The sequence below is a fragment of the Methylobacterium sp. Leaf111 genome, assembly GCF_001423285.1.
In the GTDB taxonomy this organism is placed as follows: domain Bacteria; phylum Pseudomonadota; class Alphaproteobacteria; order Rhizobiales; family Beijerinckiaceae; genus Methylobacterium.
Genome location: NZ_LMNE01000001.1, coordinates 292,457 through 315,070, shown reverse-complemented (window position 1 = coordinate 315,070; position 22,614 = coordinate 292,457). Strand labels below are relative to the sequence as shown.

Here is a 22,614-nt window from a genome sequence, read left to right as displayed (position 1 = left end):
GATCGTTCGCATTGGATTCGCCCTGTTCGTCATGTGGACAACCCGGCGCCGATGTCCTGAACGGTGGAGACCGGAACCCGTGATTTGCCGACCATCAGCACCGGCTCCGAGCCGCTGAGATCGACGCTGTCGACGGTCCCGCTCACCTTGGTGTCGACCGTGACCTTCGCCCCCGTGGCGTCCACGGCATCGACCTTGATCGCGTAGGTCCCGTTGGGCGCGGTGAAGCCGCTGGACGAGCGGCCGTCCCAGGTGAAGGCCTGTTCGCCCGCGGTGAGGGCCTTGGTCTGCGTCGCCACCACGTTGCCCTTGGCGTCGCTGATCGTCATCGTCGCCTGCTTGGCCGCCCGCGCTGGCGTCAGGGTCCAGCTCGCGGCGCCGTCCTTGAGGGCCGTGGATTTGCCGTCCGCCGTGATCGTCTGGCCGATGAAGCCCGTGGCCGAGGCGGCGCTCGACGACTTCGCATTGCTCAGGATCGAGTCCAGGCGGTCGTTGGACTTCAGCTGCTGCTCCACGCCGGCATACTGCACCAGTTGCTGGGTGAACTGGTTGGTGTCCATCGGGTCGAGGGGATTCTGGTTCTTCAGCTGCGTGGTCAGCAGCGTCAGAAACTGGGTGAAATTCCCGGCGAGCTCCTGCTGCGAGGTCTTGGTCGTTCCGCTCGACGCGGTGGTACTCGAAGCGCCGGTGATGCCTGAAGCCATGATCGGGTTCCTCAGATGCGGATGTCGATGCCGAGGAGGGCGCCGTAACGGCGCATCGGAACGGCGGCGAGGGAAGTCGGATCGGGTGTGTCGGCACGGGCGCTCCGGCCCGTCTCGGACCGCTGCCCATCGGAACCGGCGCCGCTCTGTCGGTCGTCAGACGGACCGTCTCCGCGGAGCGAGAGGTTGATGCTGCCGTCGCCGGGATTCAGGCCGGCCTGGGCCAGGGCCTGCTGCAGGTTGCCGGCGTCGCGCTGCAGCAGCGCCAGGGTCTCGGGGCGGTCGACGACCAGACGCGCCTGGACCGCGCCGGTCTCCTTGTCGATGTCGAGGTTGACGTCGATGCGGCCGAGATCCTTCGGATCGAGGCGGATCTCGAACTGGTTGCTGCCCGCGAGGGAGCGCAGGCCGATCGTCATCGGCACGGCGCCGAGGGGCACCGGCGCCGGTGCGGGCGCGCCCGGCGCGCCGGGGGCGGCCGCCTCCGCTGCCTTCGCGTGCGCCGGCGCGGGCGCCGCCGGGGCGGCGGGCGTCAGGTCGGTGCGTGCGGCGGCGTCCGAGGCCGGGGCGAGGGCGGCGGCGAGATCGCCCTGCGGCTTGCCGTTGCCCGGCTCACCGCTCTCGGACCCGTCGCCACGGCCGGCGGGCGCCTGGACCTGCAGGCCGGGCAGCCCCCGGGCCGCGCTCCCGTCGTGGTTCGTGCCCACGGCCACGACCGGCGCAGCGGTCCCGGACGCGTCGGCGGGAACCGCGCCGCCGGGCCCGGCCGCAGCGGCGCCCTGCGCGGCGGAAGCCAGGGCGGTGGGCGGTGGGGCAGTCGGCAGGAGCAGGATCGGCGTCGCGGTCCCGGTTTGCGCGGTGGCCTCGGTCTTCTCCGACGGGTCGGCGGAGGCGGCTTCCCCGGCCGTCGTGGCGCCGGTGGCTGCGTCGCTCTCGGCCGGCGCGGTCGTGTCCTGGCGCGCGCTCGCCCCGGGTGATGCGTTCGTCGCGTCGCGCGGGCCCCGCGCCGCGTCCGATGCTCCGGGACGGGCGGGGACGGGTCCGCCGCGGGCCTCGGCGCCGGCCGCGCCCGTCCTGTTGCTGCCCGCCTTGGCCCCGTCCGCCTTCGCCCCCTCCGCCTTGGCCCCGTCCGCCTTGGCCCCGTCCGCCTTGAGCGCGCGCGCTTCGACCTGACGCGCCTCGGCTGCGGCCTTCGCGGTGTCGCGGGCCTGCGCCGCCTCGCGGTTCGCTGCAGCGTCGTTGGCCCGTTGGGAGGCGATCCGGTCGCTGCGGGCATCGGCCGCCGCACGGTCGTCCCGGGCATGGGCCTCCGCGGCCCGCGGACGAGGGTCGGGCGCGGGCGGGTCGAGCCGGAAGGTGGTGGCGGCCGATCCCCGCGACGGAACCGCGCCCGGCGAAGCCGTGCGCCGGGATAGTGCGTTCCAATCGATCGATGAGACGGCCATGGGCGACAATCCTCTCCGCCGCATCCCTCCGCAAGGTGCGGGCCAGCGCGCGCGGAACGCAAGCCACTGTAGAGAAAAGTCTTTTTCTCTGAGACCCCGTCCCGCGCCGGTGCAAGGGGGCAAATCCTGCCGGGCGCCCGGCAGCTTTGGCCCGACCGCCGCCGCCATGCGCGGGGACACACCCGGCGCATCGGCCTCCCTGGAACTCGCGCCCGAGGATGGCTATAGACTCACGCGCGGGGCCGGACCGGTCCCTCCCGGCACAGTCTGGCGCGATGAATTCCCTCGATCTTCCCAAGGCTCCCCACGAGACGCGCGTCGTCGTCGCCATGTCGGGCGGCGTCGATTCCTCCGTCGTGGCCGGGCTCCTGAAGCGGCAGGGCTACGACGTCGTCGGCATCACGCTTCAGCTCTACGATCACGGCGCCGCCACCCATCGCAAGGGGGCCTGCTGCGCCGGCCAGGACATCCACGACGCGCGCCGGGTGGCCGAGACCCTCGGCATTCCCCATTACGTCCTCGATTACGAGGACCGCTTCCGGGAATCGGTGATCGACCGCTTCGCCGAGAGCTACCTCGCCGGCGAGACGCCGATCCCCTGCGTCGAGTGCAACCGCTCGATCAAGTTCCGCGACCTGCTGCGCACCGCCCGGGACCTGGAGGCCGATTGCCTCGCCACCGGGCACTACGTGGCGAGCCGGCCCGAGGCCTCCGGCGGACGCGGGCTCTACCGCGCCCTCGATCCGGCCCGGGACCAGAGCTACTTCCTCTATGCCACCACGGCGGAACAGCTCGACTTCCTGCGCTTCCCCCTGGGCGAGCTTCCGAAGGACGAGACCCGGCGCCTCGCCCGCGACCTCGGCCTCGCCGTGGCCGAGAAGGCCGACAGCCAGGACATCTGCTTCGTGCCCCAGGGGCGCTACGCCGACGTGATCGCGCGGCTGCGGCCGGACGCGGCCCGGGCCGGTGAGATCGTCGATCTCGGCGGCCGGGTGCTCGGGCAGCACGAGGGCATCATCCACTACACCGTCGGCCAGCGCCGGGGCCTGCGCCTCGCGGTGGGCGAGCCCCTCTACGTCATCCGCCTCGAGCCCGACACCGCCCGGGTCGTGGTCGGGCCGCGCGCGGCGCTCGCCACCAGCCGCATCCGCATCACCGACCTGAACTGGCTCGGCGACGCGGGGCCGGTGGAGAACCTGCCGGTGGCGGTGCGCGTGCGCTCGACCCGGGAGCCGCGACCGGCCCTCCTGAGCCGCGATGCGTCGGGCGACGGCGCCGAGATCGTCCTCGCCACCCCGGAGGACGGCGTCTCGCCCGGACAGGCCTGCGTGCTCTACGCCGATGACGGCCCGCGCGCCCGGGTCCTCGGCGGTGGCACCATCCGGCGCATCGACGCGTTGGCGACCGGCGCGGCCGAAGCGGCCTGACCGGATCACGGCCCGAACGAACCCCATCCCCCAACAGGACGACGAGATCGACATGCTGAGCGAGCCGCGGGAGGCCGGTCCGAGCACCGCCCTGATGCGCAAGGCCTATGCGCGCTGGGCGCCGGTCTACGACGTGGTCTACGACAAGCTGACGGAGCCGGCCGCCCGCGACGCGGTGAACGCCGCCGTCGCCTGCGGCCCGCGCATCCTCGAGGCCGGCGTCGGCACCGGCCTGTCGCTGGGCTACTACCCCCCGACGAGCTTCGTCTGCGGCGTCGACCTCTCCGAGGACATGCTGAAGCGCGCGCGCGCCAAGATTCTGCGCCGCGGCCTGCGCCACGTGCGCGGCCTCCAGGTGATGGACGTCTGCCGCCTCGGCTACGCCGATGCGAGCTTCGACGCCGTGGTGGCGCAGTTCCTCATCACCCTGGTGCCGGATCCCGAGGCCGCCCTCTCCGAGTTCCTCCGCGTGATCCGGCCGGGCGGCGAGATCGTGCTGGCCAATCATTTCGGCCAGGACACCGGGCCCGTGGCCAAAGTCGAGGAGATCGTGGCGCCGCTCTGTACGAAGATCGGCTGGTCCTCCGACTTCAAGGCGAGCCGGATCGAGGCCTGGGCCCGTGCCCATGGGGTCGAGTTCATCGGCGTCGCGCCGACCTTCCCGGGCGGGTTCTTCAAGATCCTGCGGATGCGCAAGCGCGGGTGAGCGCGCCGACGCCTCCGCCCGCCGGACCCGCCGGAGCGCCGAGCCGGCTGAAGCGCCTCCTCCGCTGGGGACCGCTGCTGCTCCTCGTCTGCGCCTCCCTGGCCGTGCTGGCCTCCGGCCCCTCGCATCTCCTCAGCCTTGACCGGCTGCTCGCCTCCCGGGCCTGGCTCAACGCCTGGGTGGCCGAGGATCGCTTCCGCGCGATGGTGGTCGCCTACCTCGTCTATGTCGGGGCCGTGGTGGTGTCGGTGCCGGCCTCGCTCTTCCTGACGATGCTGTGCGGATTCCTGTTCGGGATCGTGCCCGGCGCCCTCGTCGCCGTCGCCTCGGCCACCACGGGGGCCGCCATCGTCTTCACCATCGGGCGCGGGGCTGCCTCCGACCTGCTCCTGCGTCGGGCCGGTCCCCGCCTAGCGGGCCTCGCGGCGGGCTTTCGCGAGGACGCCTTCGGCTACATCGCCTTCCTGCGCCTGCTGCCGATCTTTCCGTTCTGGATGACCAACCTCGCCCCGGCCGCCTTCGGGGTGCGGCGCAGCACCTTCGTGCTGGCGACCCTGGTCGGCCTCCTGCCGGGGGCCTTCGTGTACGCCGCCACCGGCGCGGCGATCGAGGACGTGGTGCTGGCGCACGAGACCGCCAAGGCGGCATGCCTCGCCGCCGACGGCCTCGATTGCGAGAACGCCCTGACTTTGCGCGCGCTCATCACCCCCAAGATGGTGCTCGGCCTGGGCGCCCTGGCCGCCCTGGCCCTGATCTCGGTATTCCTACGACGTCGCCTCCAGGCGCGGCGCCGGCTAGAATCCTGATCGAATTTGGCCAGACACCTGATCTAAAAAGTTGTATCTCCGGACGCAGCCTAATGCGGTGCGGAGCGTTGGTGGGCAATCGCGCTCCGAGCCGTCGCCCTGAAAACGCCACTGGATCACTCTCCAGATCGGGTTCACGCCGTCACCCGCCGCGCCGTTAGGACACCGGAAACGCCAAGTACCGAGATGGGTGTGACGTCGCGCGTCGAAATTCAGCAGGAGGCGACCGCCACGAACCCCGTGGCCGCCCGTGGTCTCGGCCGGCATCTCGGCCTGTCCGGTCGGCTCTTCCTGCTCACCGTGGCGTTCGTGGCGCTGATCGAGGTGCTGATCTACGTCCCGACGGTGGCGAATTACCGCCGGATGTGGCTGTCGGACCGGATCGCCGCCGCCCAGGTGGCCGCCCTCGTCCTCGACGCGGCCCCCGACCAGCAGGTCTCGGAAGGGCTGTCCCAGCGCCTGCTCGCGGGTGCGGGCGCGCGCGCCATCGCGGTGCGCGGCAACGGGACCCGCCGGCTCCTCGCCAACGAACCCGTCCCGGACACGGTCTCGGACACCATCGACCTGCGGTCGGAGCATTGGATCCGGTCGATCAACGGCGTCGCCCGGACGCTCCTGACCGAATCGGGCGATCCGATCCGCGTGATCGGGCACGGCCGCGACGGCTTCGACCTCGTGGAGATCCTGATGGATCCCCACCCCCTGCGGGAGGCCGTGGCGGATTTCTCGATCCGGCTGGCTCTGTCCTCCCTGGCCCTCGCGGCGACCGTCGCGGGCCTGATCTTCCTCGTCCTGCAGCGGGTGATCGTGCGGCCGGTCCGGCGCCTCGTCCAGAACATCACGGGGTTCGCCGACGATCCGGAAGCGATCGACGGCGTGATCGTGCCCTCGCGGCGCACGGACGAGATCGGCCATGCCGAGATCGCGCTCGCCCGCATGGAGACGGCGCTCGCGAGCGAGCTGCGCGAGAAGCGGCGGCTGGCCGGCCTCGGCTTGTCGGTGAGCAAGATCAACCACGAACTGCGCAACCTGCTGACGACGGCGCAACTCCTCAGCGACCGCCTCGACGGCGTCGCCGATCCCGTCGCCCAGCGGGTGGCCCCCCGCCTCGTCGCGACGCTGGATCGGGCGATCCGGTTCTGCGAGGAAACTCTGGCCTACGGGCGGGCGACGGAGCGCAACCCGAACCGCCGCCTCGTCCCCATCGCCCAGATCGTCGCCGAGCAGGCGGACCTGGCCGGGCGCGGGCGCGATTCGAAGATCGTCATCCGCGAACTCTGTCCGACCGAGCTCCGGATCTTCGTCGACCCGGATCAGTTCTCGCGCGCGCTCGCCAACATCGTCCGGAACGCCGTGCAGGCCCTGAGCCCGCAGGGGGCCGGCTACGAGGCGCCGTCCCAGGAGAACCCCGAGATCACCATCCGGGCCCGCCGCCAGGGCCAGCCCGGCGCCGGCGAGACGACGATCCTCGTGGCCGACAACGGCCCCGGCCTGCCGCCCCGGGCCCGCGAGCACCTGTTCTCCCCGTTCAAGGGCTCGTCGCGCTCCGGCGGCACCGGCCTCGGCCTCGCCATCGCGTCGGAGCTGATCGAGCTGAACGGGGGGCGCCTCAGCCTCGACGACACCGCGATCGGCACCTGCTTCCGCATCACCATCCCGGACGCCGCCGTCGCCTGAGTCGACGTCGCCGGATGGCGGACCGAACGGGCGGGCGCTACTCCGCTGCCGCCGCCAGGGTCAGGCCCGGTACGGTGATGCCGATGTCGCGCAGGAGCTCGGCATCCGAATCGGTCTCGTTGTTCGCCGTGGTCAGCAGCCGCTCGCCGTAGAAGATCGAGTTGGCCCCGGCGAGGAAGCAGAGGATCTGCGCCTCGCGGGTGAGGCCCTTGCGGCCGGCGCTGAGGCGCACGCGGGCGCGGGGCATCACGATGCGGGCGGTGGCGCACATCCGCACGAGGTCGAGGGGGTCGACGGCGGGGCGGTCCTCCAGGGGCGTGCCCTCCACCGCCACGAGCGCGTTGATCGGCACGCTCTCGGGGTGCGGCGCGTGGTTGGCCAGCACCTGGAGCATGCTCGCCCGGTCCTTCACCCCCTCGCCCATGCCGACGATGCCGCCGCAGCAGACGCCGATGCCGGCATCGCGCACGTTCTGAAGCGTGGTGAGGCGGTCCTCGTAGGTGCGGGTCGAGATGATGTCGCCGTAGAAGTCGGGGCCGGTGTCGAGGTTGTGGTTGTAGGAGGTCAGCCCGGCCTCCGCGAGGCGCTCGGCCTGCGCAGGCGAGAGCATGCCGAGGGTGACGCAGGCCTCCATGCCGAGGCCGCGCACGCCGCGCACCATCGCCAGTACGGCGTCGAATTCCGGCCCGTCCTTGGGCTGGCGCCAGGCCGCCCCCATGCAGAAGCGGTGGGCGCCCGCCGCCTTGGCCTCGGCCGCCTCCCGCAGCACGGCATCGACCGGCATCAGGCGCTCGCGGGCCATGCCGGTGCCCTTGTGGTGGGCGGATTGCGGGCAGTAGGCGCAATCCTCGGGGCAGCCGCCGGTCTTGATCGACAGCAGGCTGGCTCGCTGGATGTCGGCCGGGTCGTTGTGGGCGCGATGGACCTCCGCCGCTCGGAACACCAGGTCGAGGAGCGGGAGGTCGTGGATCGCCTGAATCTCGGCCACGGTCCAGTCGTGACGGATCGCGGCTGAGGCGGGAGCCGCGCGGGCGGCGAGGGGGGCCAGGGTGTCGGTCATAGCCCCCATGAGGCGAATCTCGGCCGGAAAATCAAGCCGGCCGCACGCCCTCAATGCGTCGGTTCGCCCGCCGCGACCTTGGCGGTCCAGTCGTCGAAGGCGATGATCTCCTGGCGCTGCTCGCCGAGCCCGGCGATGCCGAGGGTCATCACGTCGCCGCTGCGCAGGAAGCGGGGCGGCTTGCGCGCCATTCCGACGCCGGGGGGCGTGCCCGTGGTGATGATGTCCCCGGGCTCCAGCATCATGAAATGCGAGACATAGGCGACGAGTTGCGCCGCGTCGAAGATCATCGTGGCCGTCGAACCCGTCTGCATCCGGGTGCCGTTGACGTCGAGCCACATGCCGAGATTGTTCAGGTCGGGAATCTCGTCGAGGGTGACGAGCCAGGGACCGAGGGGTCCGAAGGTCGGGCAGCCCTTGCCCTTCGTCCAGGTGCCCCCGCGCTCCATCTGGTACGCGCGCTCGGACACGTCGTTGCAGATGCAGGCGCCCGCCACGTAGGACAGGGCCTCGTTGGCGTGCACGTAGGAGGCGCGCGCGCCGATCACCAAAGCGAGTTCCACCTCCCAGTCGGTCTTGGCCGAACCCTTGGGCAGGATGACCCGGTCGTTCGCCCCGGCGAGGCACGAGGGCGCCTTGTTGAAGAGGATCGGCTCCGGCGGAATGTCGGCGCCGATCTCGGCGGCATGGTCGCTGAAGTTCAGCCCGATGGCGACGAAGTTGCGGGTGCCGCCGACGCAGGGGCCGAGGCGGGTGTCCGCCGGCAGGGCCGGCAGGCTCGCCGGATCGAGCCGGCGCAGACGCTCCAGGGTCTCGCGGGACAGGGCAGGCCCGGCGATGTCGCGCACATGGGCCGAGAGGTCGCGCAGGACACCCTGCGCATCGATGAGACCCGGCTTCTCGTCTCCGCTCGCGCCGTGGCGTACCAGTTTCATCGCTCGTGCCTCCGCATGGCTGTCCCCTGCCTGACATCGATCGGAGCAGGACGGGCGGCAAGGGGCAATCGGCGACGGATGGCCTGCCGTCTGACCGGCCGATCGTGCCGGGACGCCGGGCCCATGACCGGTCTGTCGCCGAAAGGTCACACCTCCGTCCGGAGATGCGCCGGGCGCATTTTTTCGCCCGCGCGGCTTACTCACGTCGACGAGAGTTTAGATGTGAACCATTCTGCCGGCATCCTCGCCAGAGCGCGGCCAGGCCTGCAATATTGCGCCAAATACAGTATTTCTTTCGAATTGTCCAACAGTTTTACTTGTAGATCCGTGATTTGCGAAGTCGCGCCACTCGCGTCATTGTCGCTTCCAAGGTGCGAGGCCGTCCCGAACGGGACAGGACAAACGAGCACCAACAATAGGGATGGGTCTGACGTCATGATGGGCACGATTCGGCGCCGTTCTCTGCGCGGCCTCGCGCGATCGGGAGTTTCCGCGGCCATCCTCTGCGCCGGCGTGGCCGGCGCCTCGGCCGGCGCCTTCGGCATCCGCGAGCAGAGCACCGAGGCCCAGGGCCTCGCCTTCGCGGGCGCCGCCTCCGGATCCGGCGGCGTCTCCTCGATGTTCTGGAACCCCGCCACCGTGACCATGCGGCCGGGTTGGGTCACCGAGCAGAACCTGTCCTTCATCAACCTGTCGGCGAAGATCACGCCCGACGTGGGTACGAACCCGGCCTTCGGCCGCCTGGGCGACAGCGGCGAGCTCGGCCAGGGCGCGATCGTTCCGGCCGGGGCGACCTCCTACCAGATCAACGACCGCCTCTGGGTCGGCATCACCTCCGGCGCGCCCTTCGGCCTCGTGACCAAGCCGCGGCAGACCTGGTCGGGCGAGCTCTACGGCCGGTCGAGCCGCATCTTCTCCCTGGCCTTCAACCCGGTCATCGGCTTCAAGGTCAACGAGTGGCTCTCCGTCGCCGCCGGCCCGAACATCGAGTATTTCAAGCTCGTCCTGCGCCAGGCCTTCATCCCGTCCCCGGTCTTCAACCCGGCGGCCCTGCCGAGCTCCGGCCTGAAGGGCGACTCCTGGGGCGTCGGGTTCACCGCGGGCGCCCTGATCACGCCGTTCGAGGGCACCGCGATCGGCGTCGGCTACCGCTCGTCGGTCCATCACGACATCGGCGGCCAGCTCATCCTGCCCGGGGCCCTGGCGGCGCTGGGCGGCGACATCAAGGCCAAGCTGAACACCCCCGAGAAGCTCAGTGTCGGCCTCACCCAGGCGATCACCCCGGTGGCCCGCGTCAATCTCGGCTTCGAGTGGGACAACTGGAGCCGCCTCGGGCTGGTCAACATCGTCTCGGCCGGCGCCCGCGCCGCGGCCCCGCCGCTGACCCTGAACTACAAGGACGGCTACACCTACTCCATCGGCGGCGAGTACGACTGGTCCCCGGCCTTGACGGTCCGGGCCGGCGTCGCCTACGAATCCTCCCCCATCGACTTCTCGAACCGGTCGGTGCGCCTGCCCGACGGCGACCGGGTGAACGTGTCGGTCGGCGGAAGCTACCGCTGGAGCGAGAAGCTGACCCTCAACGTCGCCTACTCGCACTTCTTCGTGGACAAGGGGCGGATCCTGGCCGGCCCCGGCCGCGACTACAACGTCCAGAACGTCGTCTTCGCGGGCGTGGCCGACAGCAGCGCCGACATCGTCTCGGTGGGTTTCCGCTACGTCTTCGGGGAGCCCGTCGCCGCCGCGCCGGCCCCGCTGGTGCGCAAGTTCTGAGGGCGCCGGGTATTCAGGGCGGCGGAACCGCTGCGGTCCCGCCGTCGTCGAAGCGCTTCACAAAGAAGATCCGGTCATGGCCGGGCGGATAATCGGTGATCCGCCCGCACTCGGTGAAGCCGAGGCGCGCGTAGAAGCCGGGGGCCTGGAACGTCCAGGTGTCGAGCCAGATCCCGGACAGGCCGCGCCGGCGCGCCTCGGCCTCGGCCTGCCGCATCAGGCGCCGTCCCAGGCCCTGCCCGCGCGCCGGCCCCAGGGCCAGCAACTCCACGAAGAGCATGCCGTAGCCGTGCCGGCCCCAGAGGCCGCCGACGATGGCGCCGTCCGCATCCCGCACCGTGAGGGCGAGGAGGCCCCAGTCGCCGCCCGGCACCTGCGCCTCGTTATAGGCGACGAGGGGCGCCAGGATCGCGGTCCGCATCCCCGGGTCGGGCTCCGCCTCCAGGCGGATCGTCCAATCGGACCCCGTCGCGGCGACGTTCACGCCTTCATGCGCACGTAGGTGCCGGGCGCCGGGCCCAGCGAAGCGAGGCCGCCTTCACCCGGCACCCGTGCCGGGACGCGGGCGGGGGCCTGGTGCTCCAGCCACGCGAACCAGTAGGGCCACCAGGAGCCCTTGGTCTCGGTGGCCGCCGCCATCCAGTCCTCGAACCGGCCCCTGGCCGGCCCTCCGGTCCAGAAGCCGTATTTCGGCTTGGCCGGCGGGTTCACCACCCCGGCGATATGGCCCGAGCCGGCGAGCACGTAGTCGACCGGTCCGCCGAACTTCGCGGAGCCCTCGAACACCGACAGGGCGGGCGCGATGTGGTCCTCCTTGGTGGCGAGGTTGAAGATCGGGATCTTCACCTTCTTCAGGTCGAGCCGGACGTTGCCGAGGATCATCTTCCCCTGCGCGAGCGTGTTGTTCAGGTAGCAGTTGCGGAGGTAGAACGAGTGGTTGGCCGCCGGCATCCGGGTGGAATCGGCGTTCCAGTACAGCAGGTCGAAGGGCATCGGCGTCTGGCCCTTGACGTAGTTGTTGACCACGTAGGACCAGATCAGGTCGTTGGGGCGCAGCATGTTGAAGGCGGTCGCCATGCCGGTGCCTTCGAGGTAACCGCGCTTCTGCATCCGCGACTCGATCAGGCGGATCTGATCCTCGTCGGCGAACACCTTCAGGTCGCCCGCATGGGTGAAGTCCACCTGCGTGGTCAGGAAGGTGGCGCTCTTGATGCGCTTGTTGCCGGTGGCGGCCTGCATCGCCAGGGTCACGGCCAAGAGGGTGCCGCCGACGCAGTAGCCCGCCGCCGCGACCTCGTTCTCGCCGGTGGCGACCCCAATGGCATCGATCGCGGTCTCGATGCCCTCCCGCATGTAGCTCTCGAAATCCTTGTCGGCGTGGCGCGCATCCGGGTTGACCCAGGAGATGCAGAACACCGTGAGGCCCTGGCCGACCATCCAGGCGATCAGGCTCTTCGAGGGGTTCAAGTCGAGGATGTAGAACTTGTTGATCCAGGGCGGCACGATCAGGAACGGCCGCTTGAGCACCGTCTCCGTGGTCGGCGCGTACTGGATCAGCTCCATCAGGTCGTTGCGGAAGACGACCTCGCCCGGCGTCACCGCGACGTTGACGCCGACCTCGAAGCCCGCCGCCGGATCGGTCTGGCGCACCCGGAGCTGCCCCTTGCCGGCCTCGATGTCCTCGGCGAGCATCTTCATGCCGCGCACCAGGTTGGCGCCGTTCTCTTGGAGGGTGTGGCGGATCAGCTCCGGATTGGTCATCACGAAGTTCGAGGGCGACAGCGCCCCGGTGATCTGGCGCAGGTAGAACTGCGCCTTGTGCCGGGTGTGCTCGTCGATGCCCTCGGCCTCGTCCACGAGGCCCTCGGCCCAGCGGGAGGTGATGAGATAGCTCTGCTTGATGAAGTCGAAGATCGGGTTGGTGGACCATTCCGCATGGGCGAAGCGGTTGTCCTTCGGCTCGGGCTCGGCCACGGGCGGAGCGCTCTCGCCCTGCAGGCGCTGCCAGGTCGAGCCCCAGAGGGTGATGAAGGCCTCGCTCAGCTTCGTCTGCGCCTCGACGGTCTTCTTCGGGTCGGCGAGCCAGGTCTCGGCGACGCTGCCGAGGGTGCGGACCACGTCCTTGACCTCCTCGGGCGGCTCGACCGCCTCGACCGGCAGGGCGTCCGGCGTGCCCACGGGCTTCATGTAACGCGACGCGGCCCGGCCGAATTCCTCGACCAGCAGGCTCGCGTTGCGGGACAGGGCCTCGATGTCGGGCAGCGGTGTCGTCCGTTCGGTCGTCACGCGTGCATCTCTCCCCGAGTGTGGCCGAACCTTTGGCCGCACGACGCCTGCCGCACGGTCGAGGGGGCCTCGTTTCCGACAAATTAACGCGCCATCGCGGAGTTCCGCCAGAGCGCACGCCTCCAAAACGGCCGACTTCTCCCATGTCCGGGCTTCACAACTCTCAGTTTGTCGCGGTCCTCGCCGTGGCCCTCCTACTCGCGGGATGTTCCGGCGACCTGAATCCCATGCGGATCGCCTACGGCACCGGCGAGGCCGGGCCGCCCGCCAAGGCGCCGGACTTCGTGGCCCAGTCCCGCCGCGGCGGCGACGACTTCATGCCGGTGGGCGTCTCTGCCCCGGCCCGGCCGATCCGGGCCAAGACGCCCGAGGGCACCAAGGCCCTGGAGGCGGAGCTCGTCGCGGCGCGCGGGCGCAACGAAGCGCGCGGCCGGTCCGCCGAGGGCGCGGCCCAGGCCGCCAAGCCGTAGGCCCCCCAGATATCGTTCGGCGTCGGGGCACAAAACTGCTAGACGGGAAGGGAGCGTGCGGATTCTGCGACGGCCCTGCACCAGGCGAGGCCGTCAAAAGACGTCCGGATTCCACCCGAGGGACATCCGGAGAAGACCACGCCGCCATCTCGGGATGATGACAGCTTCGCGCCGGGTGACGCTCGCCGCCCCGCGCCCCCATTCGTATCTCTCGCTCGTTTTCTCGGACATCGTGAAGGCCATGACCGACTTCCACCGCATCAAGCGCCTGCCCCCCTACGTGTTCGAGCAGGTGAACCGGATCAAGGCCCAGGCCCGCGCCAACGGCGCCGACATCATCGACCTCGGCATGGGCAACCCGGACCTCGACGCCCCGAAGCACGTCATCGCCAAGCTGGTGGAAACCGCCGGCCGTCCGCGTACCGACCGCTACTCCGCCTCGAAGGGCATCGCCGGCCTGCGCCGCGCCCAGGCGAACTATTACAAGCGCCGCTTCGGCGTGAGCCTGAACCCCGACACCCAGGTGGTGGCGACGCTGGGTTCGAAGGAGGGCTTCGCCAACATGGCGCAGGCGATCACGGCGCCGGGCGACGTGGTGCTGGTGCCGAACCCGAGCTACCCGATCCACGCCTTCGGCTTCCTCATGGCCGGCGGCGTCATCCGGTCCGTGCCGGCCGAGCCGACGCCCGCCTTCTTCCCCGCGGTGGAGAAGGCGATGCAGCACTCGATCCCGAAGCCGGTGGCGATCGTGGTCTGCTATCCCTCGAATCCCACCGCCTACGTGGCGAGCCTCGACTTCTACCGGGACCTCGTCGCCTTCGCGAAGCGCCACGAGATCATCATCCTGTCGGACCTCGCCTATGGGGAGGTCTACTTCGACGGCGATCCGCCGCCCTCCGTGCTGGAGATCCCGGGCGCCATCGACTGCACGGTGGAGTTCTCGTCCCTGTCGAAGACGTTCTCCATGGCCGGCTGGCGCATGGGCTTCGCGGTGGGCAACGAGCGCCTGCTCGCCGCGCTCACCCGCGTGAAGTCCTACCTCGATTACGGCGCCTTCACCCCGATCCAGGTCGCCGCCACCGCCGCCCTGAACGGGCCGGAGGACTGCATCGTCGAGATGCGCGGGATCTACAAGAAGCGCCGCGACGCGCTGGTCGAGTCCTTCGGCAAGACCGGCTGGAAGATCCCGACCCCGTCGGCCTCGATGTTCGCCTGGGTGCCGATCCCCGAGAAGTACCAGCCGCTGGGCAGCCTCGAATTCTCGAAGCTCCTCCTCGAGAAGTCCGACGTGGCGGTGGCCCCCGGCATCGGCTTCGGCGAGCACGGCGACAACTACGTCCGCATCGCGCTCGTGGAGAACGAGCAGCGCATCCGGCAGGCGGCGCGCAACGTCCGGCGCTTCTTCGAGACCTCGGACAAGACGCTGCACAACGTGGTGCCGATGCCCGAGGCGTCCCTGTCGAAGGCCGGCTGAGGCTCCCTCGTCTGGATCTCGGGCCCGAACCTTGGGCCCGGATGTTGCGGCCGGGAGACAGCCGGCCGCAAAGCTTGCCGAAACGCACCGATGCGCTTGTCACGGCGCGGCGCGCTCCGCAGGGTCCCAGCGACGCCGCGCCGCGTTTCCTGTTTGCGCGCGGTGCGTTCGCCGAGGCCCGAGGATCGTATGCGTCGCCTGACCCTTCGTCGCCTGCCCCTTGCCGTCGCCCTGGTGCTGAGCGCCTCCGCGGGCGCCTGCGCGCCGAAGCCGATCGTCGCCCGCGACCCGGTTCCGGCACCCGAGCCGACGCTCGGCTACGAGTGCAGCTCGCGGCCGACCGTGCTGAACGGCTTCTATTCCACCTGCGAACCGGCGCTCCAGGAGCGTTCGGTGGTGGTCCGCGCCAAGGGCTGAGCCCCCCGGAACGCGTCGCAGGGCCGGGCCGATGTCCGGCCGTCGACGTCTCGAGGCCGCGCGTCGCGGCCGCTTTCCCACAGGACAGCGACGAATGTCGCGCTCCCGCGACCGAACGGACACGGACAGGAACGCGGGATTGGGGCAGGATGCCCCCGGGCGCGTCCCTCCGGGTCTTCAGGTTGCCCGCCGGAGTTTGATCGTGGTGCTGATGATGCGGACCCTCCTCGCTGCTGGCCTGATCGGTCTCGGGTTCACCCTTGGTGCCTCCGCGCAGACCCTCTATCTCGGCGCGAACGGCCCCGTGGTGCTGCCGACGAGCCCGAGCTCCGGCCGGCCGATCCCGGACGTTCCCGAGGCGGTGCCGGTGCCGAGCGTGATGAACGGCGGCGGATTCGGCCTGACCGGAACCGAGTATTTCAGCGACGGCCTCAGCGAGGGCCCGCTCAACCAGCGCCACCGCCCGCGCGAATTCGTCCTGGCGCCGGCCCGCATCGGCCCGCCGGACTACGTCCGCCCCGCCCTCCGCTAGCGCCGGTCGGCCCGGCGGCACTGCCTGGGGTCATCGCGTCCTCGGGGACCGATCCGCCTTCCGTCACGACCGATGCCGGGGAGCAGGCGGAGCCACGTGCGGGCTCGTCCCCCTTGCGCCGGCGCGCCGACCGGAGGCGCGTCGCAGCCTCGGTTTCGCTCCCCGGCGTTTACACCATCCGGCCGGCCCGGTATCACCCGGTCCCACACCCCGAACACACGAGCCCGAAACACCAGATGCGCGCCGAGATCGAACAACTCTCGGATGCCGCCAAGCAGTCGATCGGACTGCTGAGGAGGCATCTTTGACTGGGATACCGTCGAGAAACGCCTCGCGGAGCTGAACGCGGCTTCCGAGAATCCCGAGCTCTGGAACGACGCCGAGGCCGCCCAGAAGGTCATGCGCGAGCGCACACAGCTCGATGACGCGGTCAACGCGATCAAGAAGCTGAGCCAGGACCTCGAGGACGCCCACACGCTGATCGAACTCGGCGAGATGGAGGGCGACGAGGCCACCATCCAGGAGGGCGAGGCGGGCGTGCGCGCCGTCGAGAAGGAGGCCGCGCGGCGCCAGATCGAGACGCTGCTCTCCGGCGAGGCCGACGGCTTCGACACCTACCTGGAAGTCCATTCCGGCGCCGGCGGCACCGAGAGCCAGGACTGGGCCAACATGCTTCAGCGCATGTATGGCCGCTGGGCCGAGCGCCGGAAGTACAAGGTCGAGATCGTCGAGTGGTCGGACGGCGACGAGGCCGGGATCAAGGGCGCCACGCTCCTGATCAAGGGCCACAACGCCTATGGCTGGCTCAAGACCGAGTCCGGCGTGCACCGGCTGGTGCGGATCTCGCCCTACGATTCGAGTGCGCGCCGCCACACCAGCTTCGCCAGCGTCTGGGTCTATCCGGTCATCGACGACCGGATCGAGATCGAGATCAAGGAATCGGACTGCCGCATCGACACCTACCGGTCGTCGGGCGCGGGCGGCCAGCACGTCAACACCACCGATTCGGCGGTGCGCATCACGCACATTCCGACGGGCATCGTGGTGGCGTGCCAGCAGGAGCGTTCGCAGCACAAGAACCGGGCCACCGCCTGGAACATGCTACGCGCCCGCATGTACGAGGCCGAGCTGAAGAAGCGGGAGGAGAAGGCCAGTGCCGAGGCCGCCGCGAAGACCGACATCGGCTGGGGTCACCAGATCCGCAGCTACGTGCTGCAGCCCTACCAGCTCGTGAAGGACCTGCGCACCGGCACCCAATCCACCGATCCCGATGCGGTGCTGGACGGCTCCCTCGATCCGTTCATGGAAGCGTCCCTCGCCCAGCGCGTCTATGGCGGGGCGGATGTGGTCGAGGACATCGAGTAGGGCGCGCGCCCGCTCCCGGGTGGTCGGACGGCGTTTCCCGGCTTCGGGAAAACGCCGCGCCGGCTCCCTCGCCGGAGAATCCCGACGCGAGGCGGGGCCGGCGGAGGGCCGGTCAGAGCACGTCGGCGGCCCTGAGAAAGCGCACCGGGTCGACCGGCTCGCCGTCGATGCGGGTCTCGTAATGCAGGTGGCTGCCGGTGGAGCGGCCGGTGGAGCCCACGCGTCCGACGATCGTGCCCGGCTCGACCCATTGGCCCGGCGATACGTCGAAGGCCGAGAGATGGGCGTAGCGCGTCACGAGGCCGTGGCCGTGATCGACCTCGACCATGTTGCCGTAGCCGCCATTGTACTCGGCCACCGTGATGCGCCCCGCCGCCGTGGCGCGGGCCGGCTCTCCGGTCTCCGCCCGCATGTCCATGCCGGTATGCATGGCGTAGCCGCGGGTGAACGGATCGAGGCGGGGGCCGAAATTGCTGGACAGGCTGAGGTCCCCGGAGAGCGGACGGCGCACGGGGAGGGCCGCCGTGATCCGGCGCAGATGCGCCTCCTCGGCCAGGGAGCGCTGAACCTCCGACAGGGACAGGGCGAACGCGTCGCCGCTCAGGGGCACCAGCGGCCCACCGATCCCGGCCGGACGCTCGTGCTCGTAGCGGGCGGGATCGAGACCGAGGCGGGCGACGAGGCCGCGCAGGCGCTGGGCGCCTTTGCCGGCCCGCGCCCCGATCGTGGCGAGCACGCGGGACTGCGCCTCGGCGAGGCCGTCCAGGCGCTGCTCCAGGGCCGCGACCCTTCCCTCGACCGCGCGGGCGGATTGTCGCCCGGAGGCGGGGTCGGCGGCGGTCCTGAGCTGGAGCGCATCGGGGGTCGGGAAGGGCTTGGTGCCTGACAGGGTGCCCGGCAGGGAATTGGACGGGCCCTTGATCGCGGGCTCGGGCGCTTCGCTCACGGGGGCGGCCAGCGTCGCGGCGCCGGGATCGCCCGCGAGGGTGGCGATGGCGGCCTGGCGGGCCTCCAGCGCGGCCTGCCGGCGCGCGAGCTCGGCCATGCGCTGGGCGAGGCCGTCGCGCGACGCCGCCTGCTCCATCGTCACCCGGTGAAGCTGCAGGCGCAGGGTGCCGATCCGCTCCTCGTAGCCGTACTGGAGGGCGCTCTGCTGCGAGACGAAGCGGGCCAGCACCTCGTCGTGGAAGACGAGGTAGTACGTCGCCCCGCCGGCCCAGGCGACGGCAACGGCCAGCGCTCCGGCGAGGAGGCGGGACCGCAGCGTTGAGGCCGGGCCGGCGGGGACGACGCGGTTCGCCGTCGAGGAGGATTTCCGGGAAGACGATGGCATGGGACGCGTGACCTGATCCACCGCGTCACCCTGCCCGGATCAGGGTTAACGAACCGCCAAGGCGCAGCCCCGACGATTCATCATACGAAATCCAGTCCTCAGGCCAGGTCGCGGGCGGCGGCCAATACCGCCTCGGCATGGCCCGGCACCTTCACCTTCGGCCAGATCCGGGCGATGCGACCCGCGCGGTCCAGGAGCATCGTCGTGCGCTCCACGCCCATGTATTTCCGGCCGTACATGCTCTTCTCGACCCACACGCCATAGGCCTCGAGCATGGCCTTGCCCTCGTCGGAGGCCAGCGGAAAGGTGAGGGCGTACTTCGCGCGGAACTTGTCGTGGCTCTTCACCGAGTCCGGCGACACCCCGATCACGATGGTGTCAGCCGCGGCAAAGTCGGGGCCGAGGGCGTTGAAGCCCTGCGCCTCCAGGGTACAACCGCTCGTGTCGTCCTTGGGGTAGAAGTACAGGACCGCCTTGCGGCCCGACAGGTCCCCGAGGCTGATCGTCTCGTCGCCGGCGCCCGGCAGGGTGAAGTCGGGCGCCTGATCTCCGGTATCGAGGGGCATCATGCCTTCCTTTCGGCCGATTGATGGTGTGCCTCTGGCGTTGCACCGCGACGGGAGTTCCACGCCCCGGCGCACCAGGACCGACGAACGCCAAAGACCCGCGCAAGCAGAAACCCGTAGGACTGCCGCTCGATAGCCCGAGGGGACGTTCCGATCCAGCGGCACAAGGATTGATGGACCAGGAAACGGCCAAAGGTTCGCGGCCCGCGCGGCCCGCCGCACGGCGGCGGCCGCTGCTTTGGATTGCGGCCGCCCTGGTGGTCGGCCTGACGGTCGCCGTCGGCGGAGTCATCGGCCGCCTGTCGATGGGTCCCCTGCGCATCGACGGCATGTCGGAGCGCGTGGCCTCGGCCATCGCCGGCAGCATCGGTCCCGGCTGGCGCGTCGCTCTCAGCGACAGCGCCCTGGAGCTCGACGCGGAGCAGTCCCTGGCCCTGCGCGTCGCCGGCCTCGACATCCACAATCCCGAGGGCGCCCTCGTGGTCCGGGCGCCCCTGGCCGTGGTCAGCCTCGACACCTGGAGTCTTCTGCGCCTCGCGGTACAGCCGCGGGCCATCGAGTTCCGGGACCTGCAGATGACGGCCCTGGTCCACCGCAACGGCAGCATCGCCTTCGCGGCCTCCGACAGCAGCCCGGGCAGCGCGGTGGTGCCCCACACGCTGCCGAGCGTCGATGCCGCGGCCGGCCACGTCTCGCCGATCTCCGCCAGCGTCGCCTCGATCTTCGGGGTGGTGCTCGATTCCGCCGGCGTGATCGGCGCCCTCGACCGGGCGCGGATCACCAACGGACGCCTTACGCTCATCGACGACGATGCCCGCCAGCGCGCCGTGTTCGAGCACGTCAACGGCCTGTTCCGCCGCGATGCCGTGCGCGACGCCCGGGTCTTCGAACTGCGCATCGACGGGCCGCACGGGGAATGGCGCTTCGGCGGCGACCTGCACGAGGCCGGGGGCACCAAGCGCACCGGCATCATCACCCTCGACGACCTGCCGATCAGCGACCTCCTCCTCCTGTCCGGCCAGTCGAAGCTGCCGGTGGACACCGACCTCAAGCTCTCGGCCAAGGCCGACGTGGCGATCGATGCCGGGCGCATCGAGACGATGACGGCCGAGATCCGCACCGGCGGCGGCAACGTCCTGATCGAGGAGAAGGACTTCAACCCGGTCACCATCGACAGCCTCGCGGCCGCGGTGAGCTGGGACGAGGCCGGCCGGGCGATGAAGCTCGACGCCCTCGATTATCGCGGGGCCGGCAACGCGGTGCACCTCACCGGCGCCTGGACCGCGGCGCCCGCGGGCGCGGATTCCGCCTGGACCCTGGAACTGGCGGGCAAGGACGCGGTGCTGCGCGGGGCCAATGCGGCCGACAAGCCCGTCGGCCTCGACACGGTCTCGGCCCATCTCACCGGCAAGGCCGGCGGGATCGTCATCGACGACTTCTCGGTCCGGGCCGGTGCCGCCAACGGCCGGATCACCGGGACCATCGGAACCTCGGCCGACGATGACGGGCTGACCCTGCACATCGCCGCCGGCGACACCGACGGGCGGATGGCGCTGCGCCTCTGGCCAGAGCACGTGGCGCCGCCCGCCCGCAACTACCTCGTGGACAACCTGCGCGGCGGAAAGGTCAACGCGGTCGACATCACCGTGGACATGAGCGGCTCGGAACTCGCCGCCGCCACCCGCGGCGAGCCGATGCCCGACAACGCGGTCCATATCGATTTCGCGGTCTCCGACGCCACCCTGATCGTGGTGCCCGACTCGCCGCCGCTCACGCGGGGGCGGGTGACCGGCACGATCACCGGACAGACGACCAAGATCCGCAACGTCACAGCCGATGTCCGCATGGCGGACAACCGGACCCTGTCGATCTCGGATGGATCCTTCGTGATCCCCAAGATCACCCCCGACACGGTGACGGCGCAGATCGGGCTGCGCCTCAGCGGCGGGGCCGACGCCCTGGTCTCGCTGCTGCAGACCAACATGTTCAAGACCCTCACGGGCCTCGACCTCGATCCCGGGACGGTGAAGGGCGCCGCGGACCTGCGCATCGACTTCCCCCTCAACCTGAAGCACATCCCCGACCTGCCGGACCTGCCGGTGAGCATCACCGGGACCCTGTCGGACATCGCGGTCGACAAGGTGTTCGGGAAGGAGCGGCTCGAGAGCGGACGCTTCGCGGTCCTCTGCGAGCGGGGCGCCTTCTCGCTCAAGGGCGACGGCCGCGTCATGGGCACGCCGATCACGGTGGACCTGCGCCAGCCCAAGGCCGGCGCGCCCGGCGAGGTGAATATCGGCCTGGCCATCGACGACGCCCTGCGGGCCCGCAAGGGCCTGCCGGTGGCGCCCCAGATCACCGGCACCATCCCGGTCCGCCTGACCCTGCCGATCGGCCGGACCGGACCGGGCAAGCCCCCGATCCGCGTGGAGGCCGACCTCACCCGGATGGGGAGCGACGGGCTCCTGCCGGGCGTGACGAAGGCCGTCGGCAAGGCCGGACGCGCGAGCTTCACCGTGAGCGAGGGGGCGAACGGCAACCAGGACCTACGCGATCTCGTCGTCGACGCGGGACCGCTGATGGCGCGCGGCAGCGCCAGCCTCAACGGCGACGGGGGGTTGGAGCGCGCGGATCTGACGGCGCTGAAGCTCTCGCCCGGGGACGACATGCGCGTCCAGGTCGACCGCACCGGCGGCAATGCCTATCGGGTCGCCGTCCGGGGCGCCGTGGCCGATGCGCGCCCGTTCCTGCGCGGACTCGGCGGGCCCGACGTCAAGGGGACCCGGGATGCGAACCCGAAGGATGTCGAGGCCGATCTCAGCCTCGGCATCGTCAGCGGCTTCAACGGGGAATCCCTGACCAATGCCAGCGCCAAGCTCTCCTTGCGCGGCCGCGACCTGCGAAGCGGGCGCGTCCAGGGCAAGTTCAGCAGCGCGCCCTTCTCGGCGCAGGTGACCCACACCGATCGCGGCGCCTCGAGCGTCACCATCGAGACGCTGGATGCCGGCTCGACCCTGCGCTTCGCCGACATCTACAAGCGGATGTACGGCGGCAAGCTGATCATGACGAGCGCCCTGAACGACGGGCCGCAGCCGGGCTCCGTCCAGATCCGCAACTTCATCCTGCGCAACGAGCCGGCCCTGTCCAGCATCATGGCGCAGGGGCCGGCCACCAGCGAGGTCGTGGATTCCCGCGGCCGGAAATACGTCGTGCAGAATGCCGGCAACGACGTGGAGTTCGACCGCCTGCGGGCGATCTTCACCCGCACGGGCAGCCGGATCGACATCAGCGACGCGGCGATCTCGAACCCCGCCATGGGCTTCACCATGACGGGCTTCCTCGACACCGCCAAGGAGCGCACCGACATCAACGGCACCTTCGTGCCGCTCTACGGCCTGAACAACGTCGTCTCCCAGCTGCCGATCCTCGGCCAGCTCCTCGGTGGCGGCCGGAACGAGGGCCTGTTCGCCCTGAACTTCCGGGTGTCCGGCCGCCTCGCCAAGCCGGACGTGAGCGTGAACCCGCTCTCGGCCCTCGCCCCCGGCATCCTGCGCAAGCTGTTCAGCGCGGGCGGCGGCAATGACGGCCTCGCTGCGGGCGCGCCGATGAGCGAGACCGAGCGCTGAGGGGCTCGCCGTCCT

19 protein-coding genes are annotated in these 22,614 nt (G+C 70.6%); 11 read left to right on the top strand and 8 right to left on the bottom strand.

The features are described from left to right. Positions 1-29: 29 nt before the first annotated feature. Positions 30-704 carry a flagellar hook assembly protein FlgD gene (locus tag ASF41_RS01325; RefSeq protein ID WP_056211045.1) on the bottom strand — a complete coding sequence of 225 codons (675 nt, stop codon included), beginning with the start codon at positions 702-704 and terminating at the stop codon, positions 30-32. An 11-nt stretch (positions 705-715) separates the two neighbouring features. Then, on the bottom strand, positions 716-2,149 hold the full coding sequence (locus ASF41_RS01320) for a flagellar hook-length control protein FliK (protein WP_056490190.1): 1,434 nt from the start codon (positions 2,147-2,149) through the stop codon (positions 716-718). 275 nt (positions 2,150-2,424) lie between these two features. Here ASF41_RS01320 and mnmA point away from each other — a divergent pair, with 275 nt between their 5' ends. The 4 genes from mnmA (at position 2,425) to ASF41_RS01300 (ending at position 6,765) form a co-directional block, all read left to right on the top strand. Then, a complete protein-coding gene (gene mnmA, locus ASF41_RS01315; protein WP_056211049.1) occupies positions 2,425-3,576 on the top strand; it encodes a tRNA 2-thiouridine(34) synthase MnmA in 1,152 nt (383 codons plus the stop codon). A 52-nt stretch (positions 3,577-3,628) separates the two neighbouring features. Continuing rightward, positions 3,629-4,282 (top strand): class I SAM-dependent methyltransferase, encoded by a 654-nt coding sequence (locus ASF41_RS01310; protein WP_056211051.1) that lies wholly within the window; start codon positions 3,629-3,631, stop codon positions 4,280-4,282. Further along, on the top strand, positions 4,279-5,088 hold the full coding sequence (locus tag ASF41_RS01305) for a TVP38/TMEM64 family protein (RefSeq protein ID WP_056490189.1): 810 nt from the start codon (positions 4,279-4,281) through the stop codon (positions 5,086-5,088). Before ASF41_RS01310 ends, ASF41_RS01305 begins: the two co-directional genes overlap by 4 nt. Before the next feature lie 186 nt (positions 5,089-5,274). Then, entirely contained in the window at positions 5,275-6,765 is a 1,491-nt protein-coding gene (locus ASF41_RS01300) for a HAMP domain-containing sensor histidine kinase (RefSeq protein ID WP_056211055.1), read from the top strand. Positions 6,766-6,802: 37 nt separating this feature from the next. On the opposite strand, the gene bioB is transcribed toward ASF41_RS01300, so the two are convergent. Both bioB and ASF41_RS01290 read right to left on the bottom strand, forming a co-directional pair. Further along, the gene (bioB, locus tag ASF41_RS01295; protein ID WP_056211057.1) at positions 6,803-7,825 is read right to left on the bottom strand and encodes a biotin synthase BioB; all 1,023 of its coding nucleotides are present in this window, start codon (positions 7,823-7,825) and stop codon (positions 6,803-6,805) included. A gap of 50 nt (positions 7,826-7,875) precedes the next feature. Then, positions 7,876-8,760 (bottom strand): fumarylacetoacetate hydrolase family protein, encoded by an 885-nt coding sequence (locus ASF41_RS01290; protein WP_056490187.1) that lies wholly within the window; start codon positions 8,758-8,760, stop codon positions 7,876-7,878. Positions 8,761-9,195: 435 nt separating this feature from the next. Between ASF41_RS01290 and ASF41_RS01285 the strand changes: the two genes are divergently transcribed. After that, on the top strand, positions 9,196-10,533 hold the full coding sequence (locus ASF41_RS01285) for an OmpP1/FadL family transporter (protein WP_082503898.1): 1,338 nt from the start codon (positions 9,196-9,198) through the stop codon (positions 10,531-10,533). A gap of 13 nt (positions 10,534-10,546) precedes the next feature. Here the strand turns inward: ASF41_RS01285 and ASF41_RS01280 are convergent, their stop codons facing one another. Both ASF41_RS01280 and phaC read right to left on the bottom strand, forming a co-directional pair. Then, positions 10,547-11,017 (bottom strand): GNAT family N-acetyltransferase, encoded by a 471-nt coding sequence (locus ASF41_RS01280; RefSeq protein ID WP_244479514.1) that lies wholly within the window; start codon positions 11,015-11,017, stop codon positions 10,547-10,549. Beyond that, entirely contained in the window at positions 11,014-12,819 is a 1,806-nt protein-coding gene (phaC, locus tag ASF41_RS01275; RefSeq protein ID WP_056490185.1) for a class I poly(R)-hydroxyalkanoic acid synthase, read from the bottom strand. The genes ASF41_RS01280 and phaC overlap by 4 nt, the downstream gene beginning before the upstream one ends. A gap of 143 nt (positions 12,820-12,962) precedes the next feature. Between phaC and ASF41_RS01270 the strand changes: the two genes are divergently transcribed. The 5 genes from ASF41_RS01270 (at position 12,963) to prfB (ending at position 17,077) form a co-directional block, all read left to right on the top strand. Beyond that, complete coding sequence (locus tag ASF41_RS01270; protein ID WP_056211063.1) at positions 12,963-13,289, top strand: hypothetical protein; 327 nt, start codon at positions 12,963-12,965, stop codon at positions 13,287-13,289. A gap of 241 nt (positions 13,290-13,530) precedes the next feature. Beyond that, the gene (locus tag ASF41_RS01265; protein ID WP_056491189.1) at positions 13,531-14,763 is read left to right on the top strand and encodes an LL-diaminopimelate aminotransferase; all 1,233 of its coding nucleotides are present in this window, start codon (positions 13,531-13,533) and stop codon (positions 14,761-14,763) included. A gap of 189 nt (positions 14,764-14,952) precedes the next feature. Next, positions 14,953-15,180, top strand: coding sequence for a hypothetical protein (locus ASF41_RS01260; RefSeq protein ID WP_056272751.1), 228 nt, complete (start codon positions 14,953-14,955; stop codon positions 15,178-15,180). Positions 15,181-15,391: 211 nt separating this feature from the next. Beyond that, the gene (locus ASF41_RS01255) at positions 15,392-15,712 is read left to right on the top strand and encodes a hypothetical protein (RefSeq protein ID WP_082487798.1); all 321 of its coding nucleotides are present in this window, start codon (positions 15,392-15,394) and stop codon (positions 15,710-15,712) included. Between the two features lie 236 nt (positions 15,713-15,948). Beyond that, positions 15,949-17,077 (top strand): peptide chain release factor 2 gene (prfB, locus tag ASF41_RS01250; RefSeq protein ID WP_156375915.1). Its coding sequence is split into 2 segments (ribosomal slippage): positions 15,949-16,017 and positions 16,019-17,077, totalling 1,128 coding nucleotides; the frame shifts between segments, so codons are not numbered across the junction. A 112-nt stretch (positions 17,078-17,189) separates the two neighbouring features. On the opposite strand, the gene ASF41_RS01245 is transcribed toward prfB, so the two are convergent. After that, positions 17,190-18,410, bottom strand: a complete 1,221-nt coding sequence (locus tag ASF41_RS01245) for a M23 family metallopeptidase (protein ID WP_056490166.1) — start codon at positions 18,408-18,410, stop codon at positions 17,190-17,192. A 98-nt stretch (positions 18,411-18,508) separates the two neighbouring features. Continuing rightward, complete coding sequence (locus ASF41_RS01240) at positions 18,509-18,976, bottom strand: peroxiredoxin (RefSeq protein WP_056211439.1); 468 nt, start codon at positions 18,974-18,976, stop codon at positions 18,509-18,511. A gap of 173 nt (positions 18,977-19,149) precedes the next feature. Here ASF41_RS01240 and ASF41_RS01235 point away from each other — a divergent pair, with 173 nt between their 5' ends. Beyond that, a complete protein-coding gene (locus ASF41_RS01235; RefSeq protein ID WP_056490161.1) occupies positions 19,150-22,599 on the top strand; it encodes a DUF3971 domain-containing protein in 3,450 nt (1,149 codons plus the stop codon). The last annotated feature ends 15 nt before the right edge of the window (positions 22,600-22,614 follow it).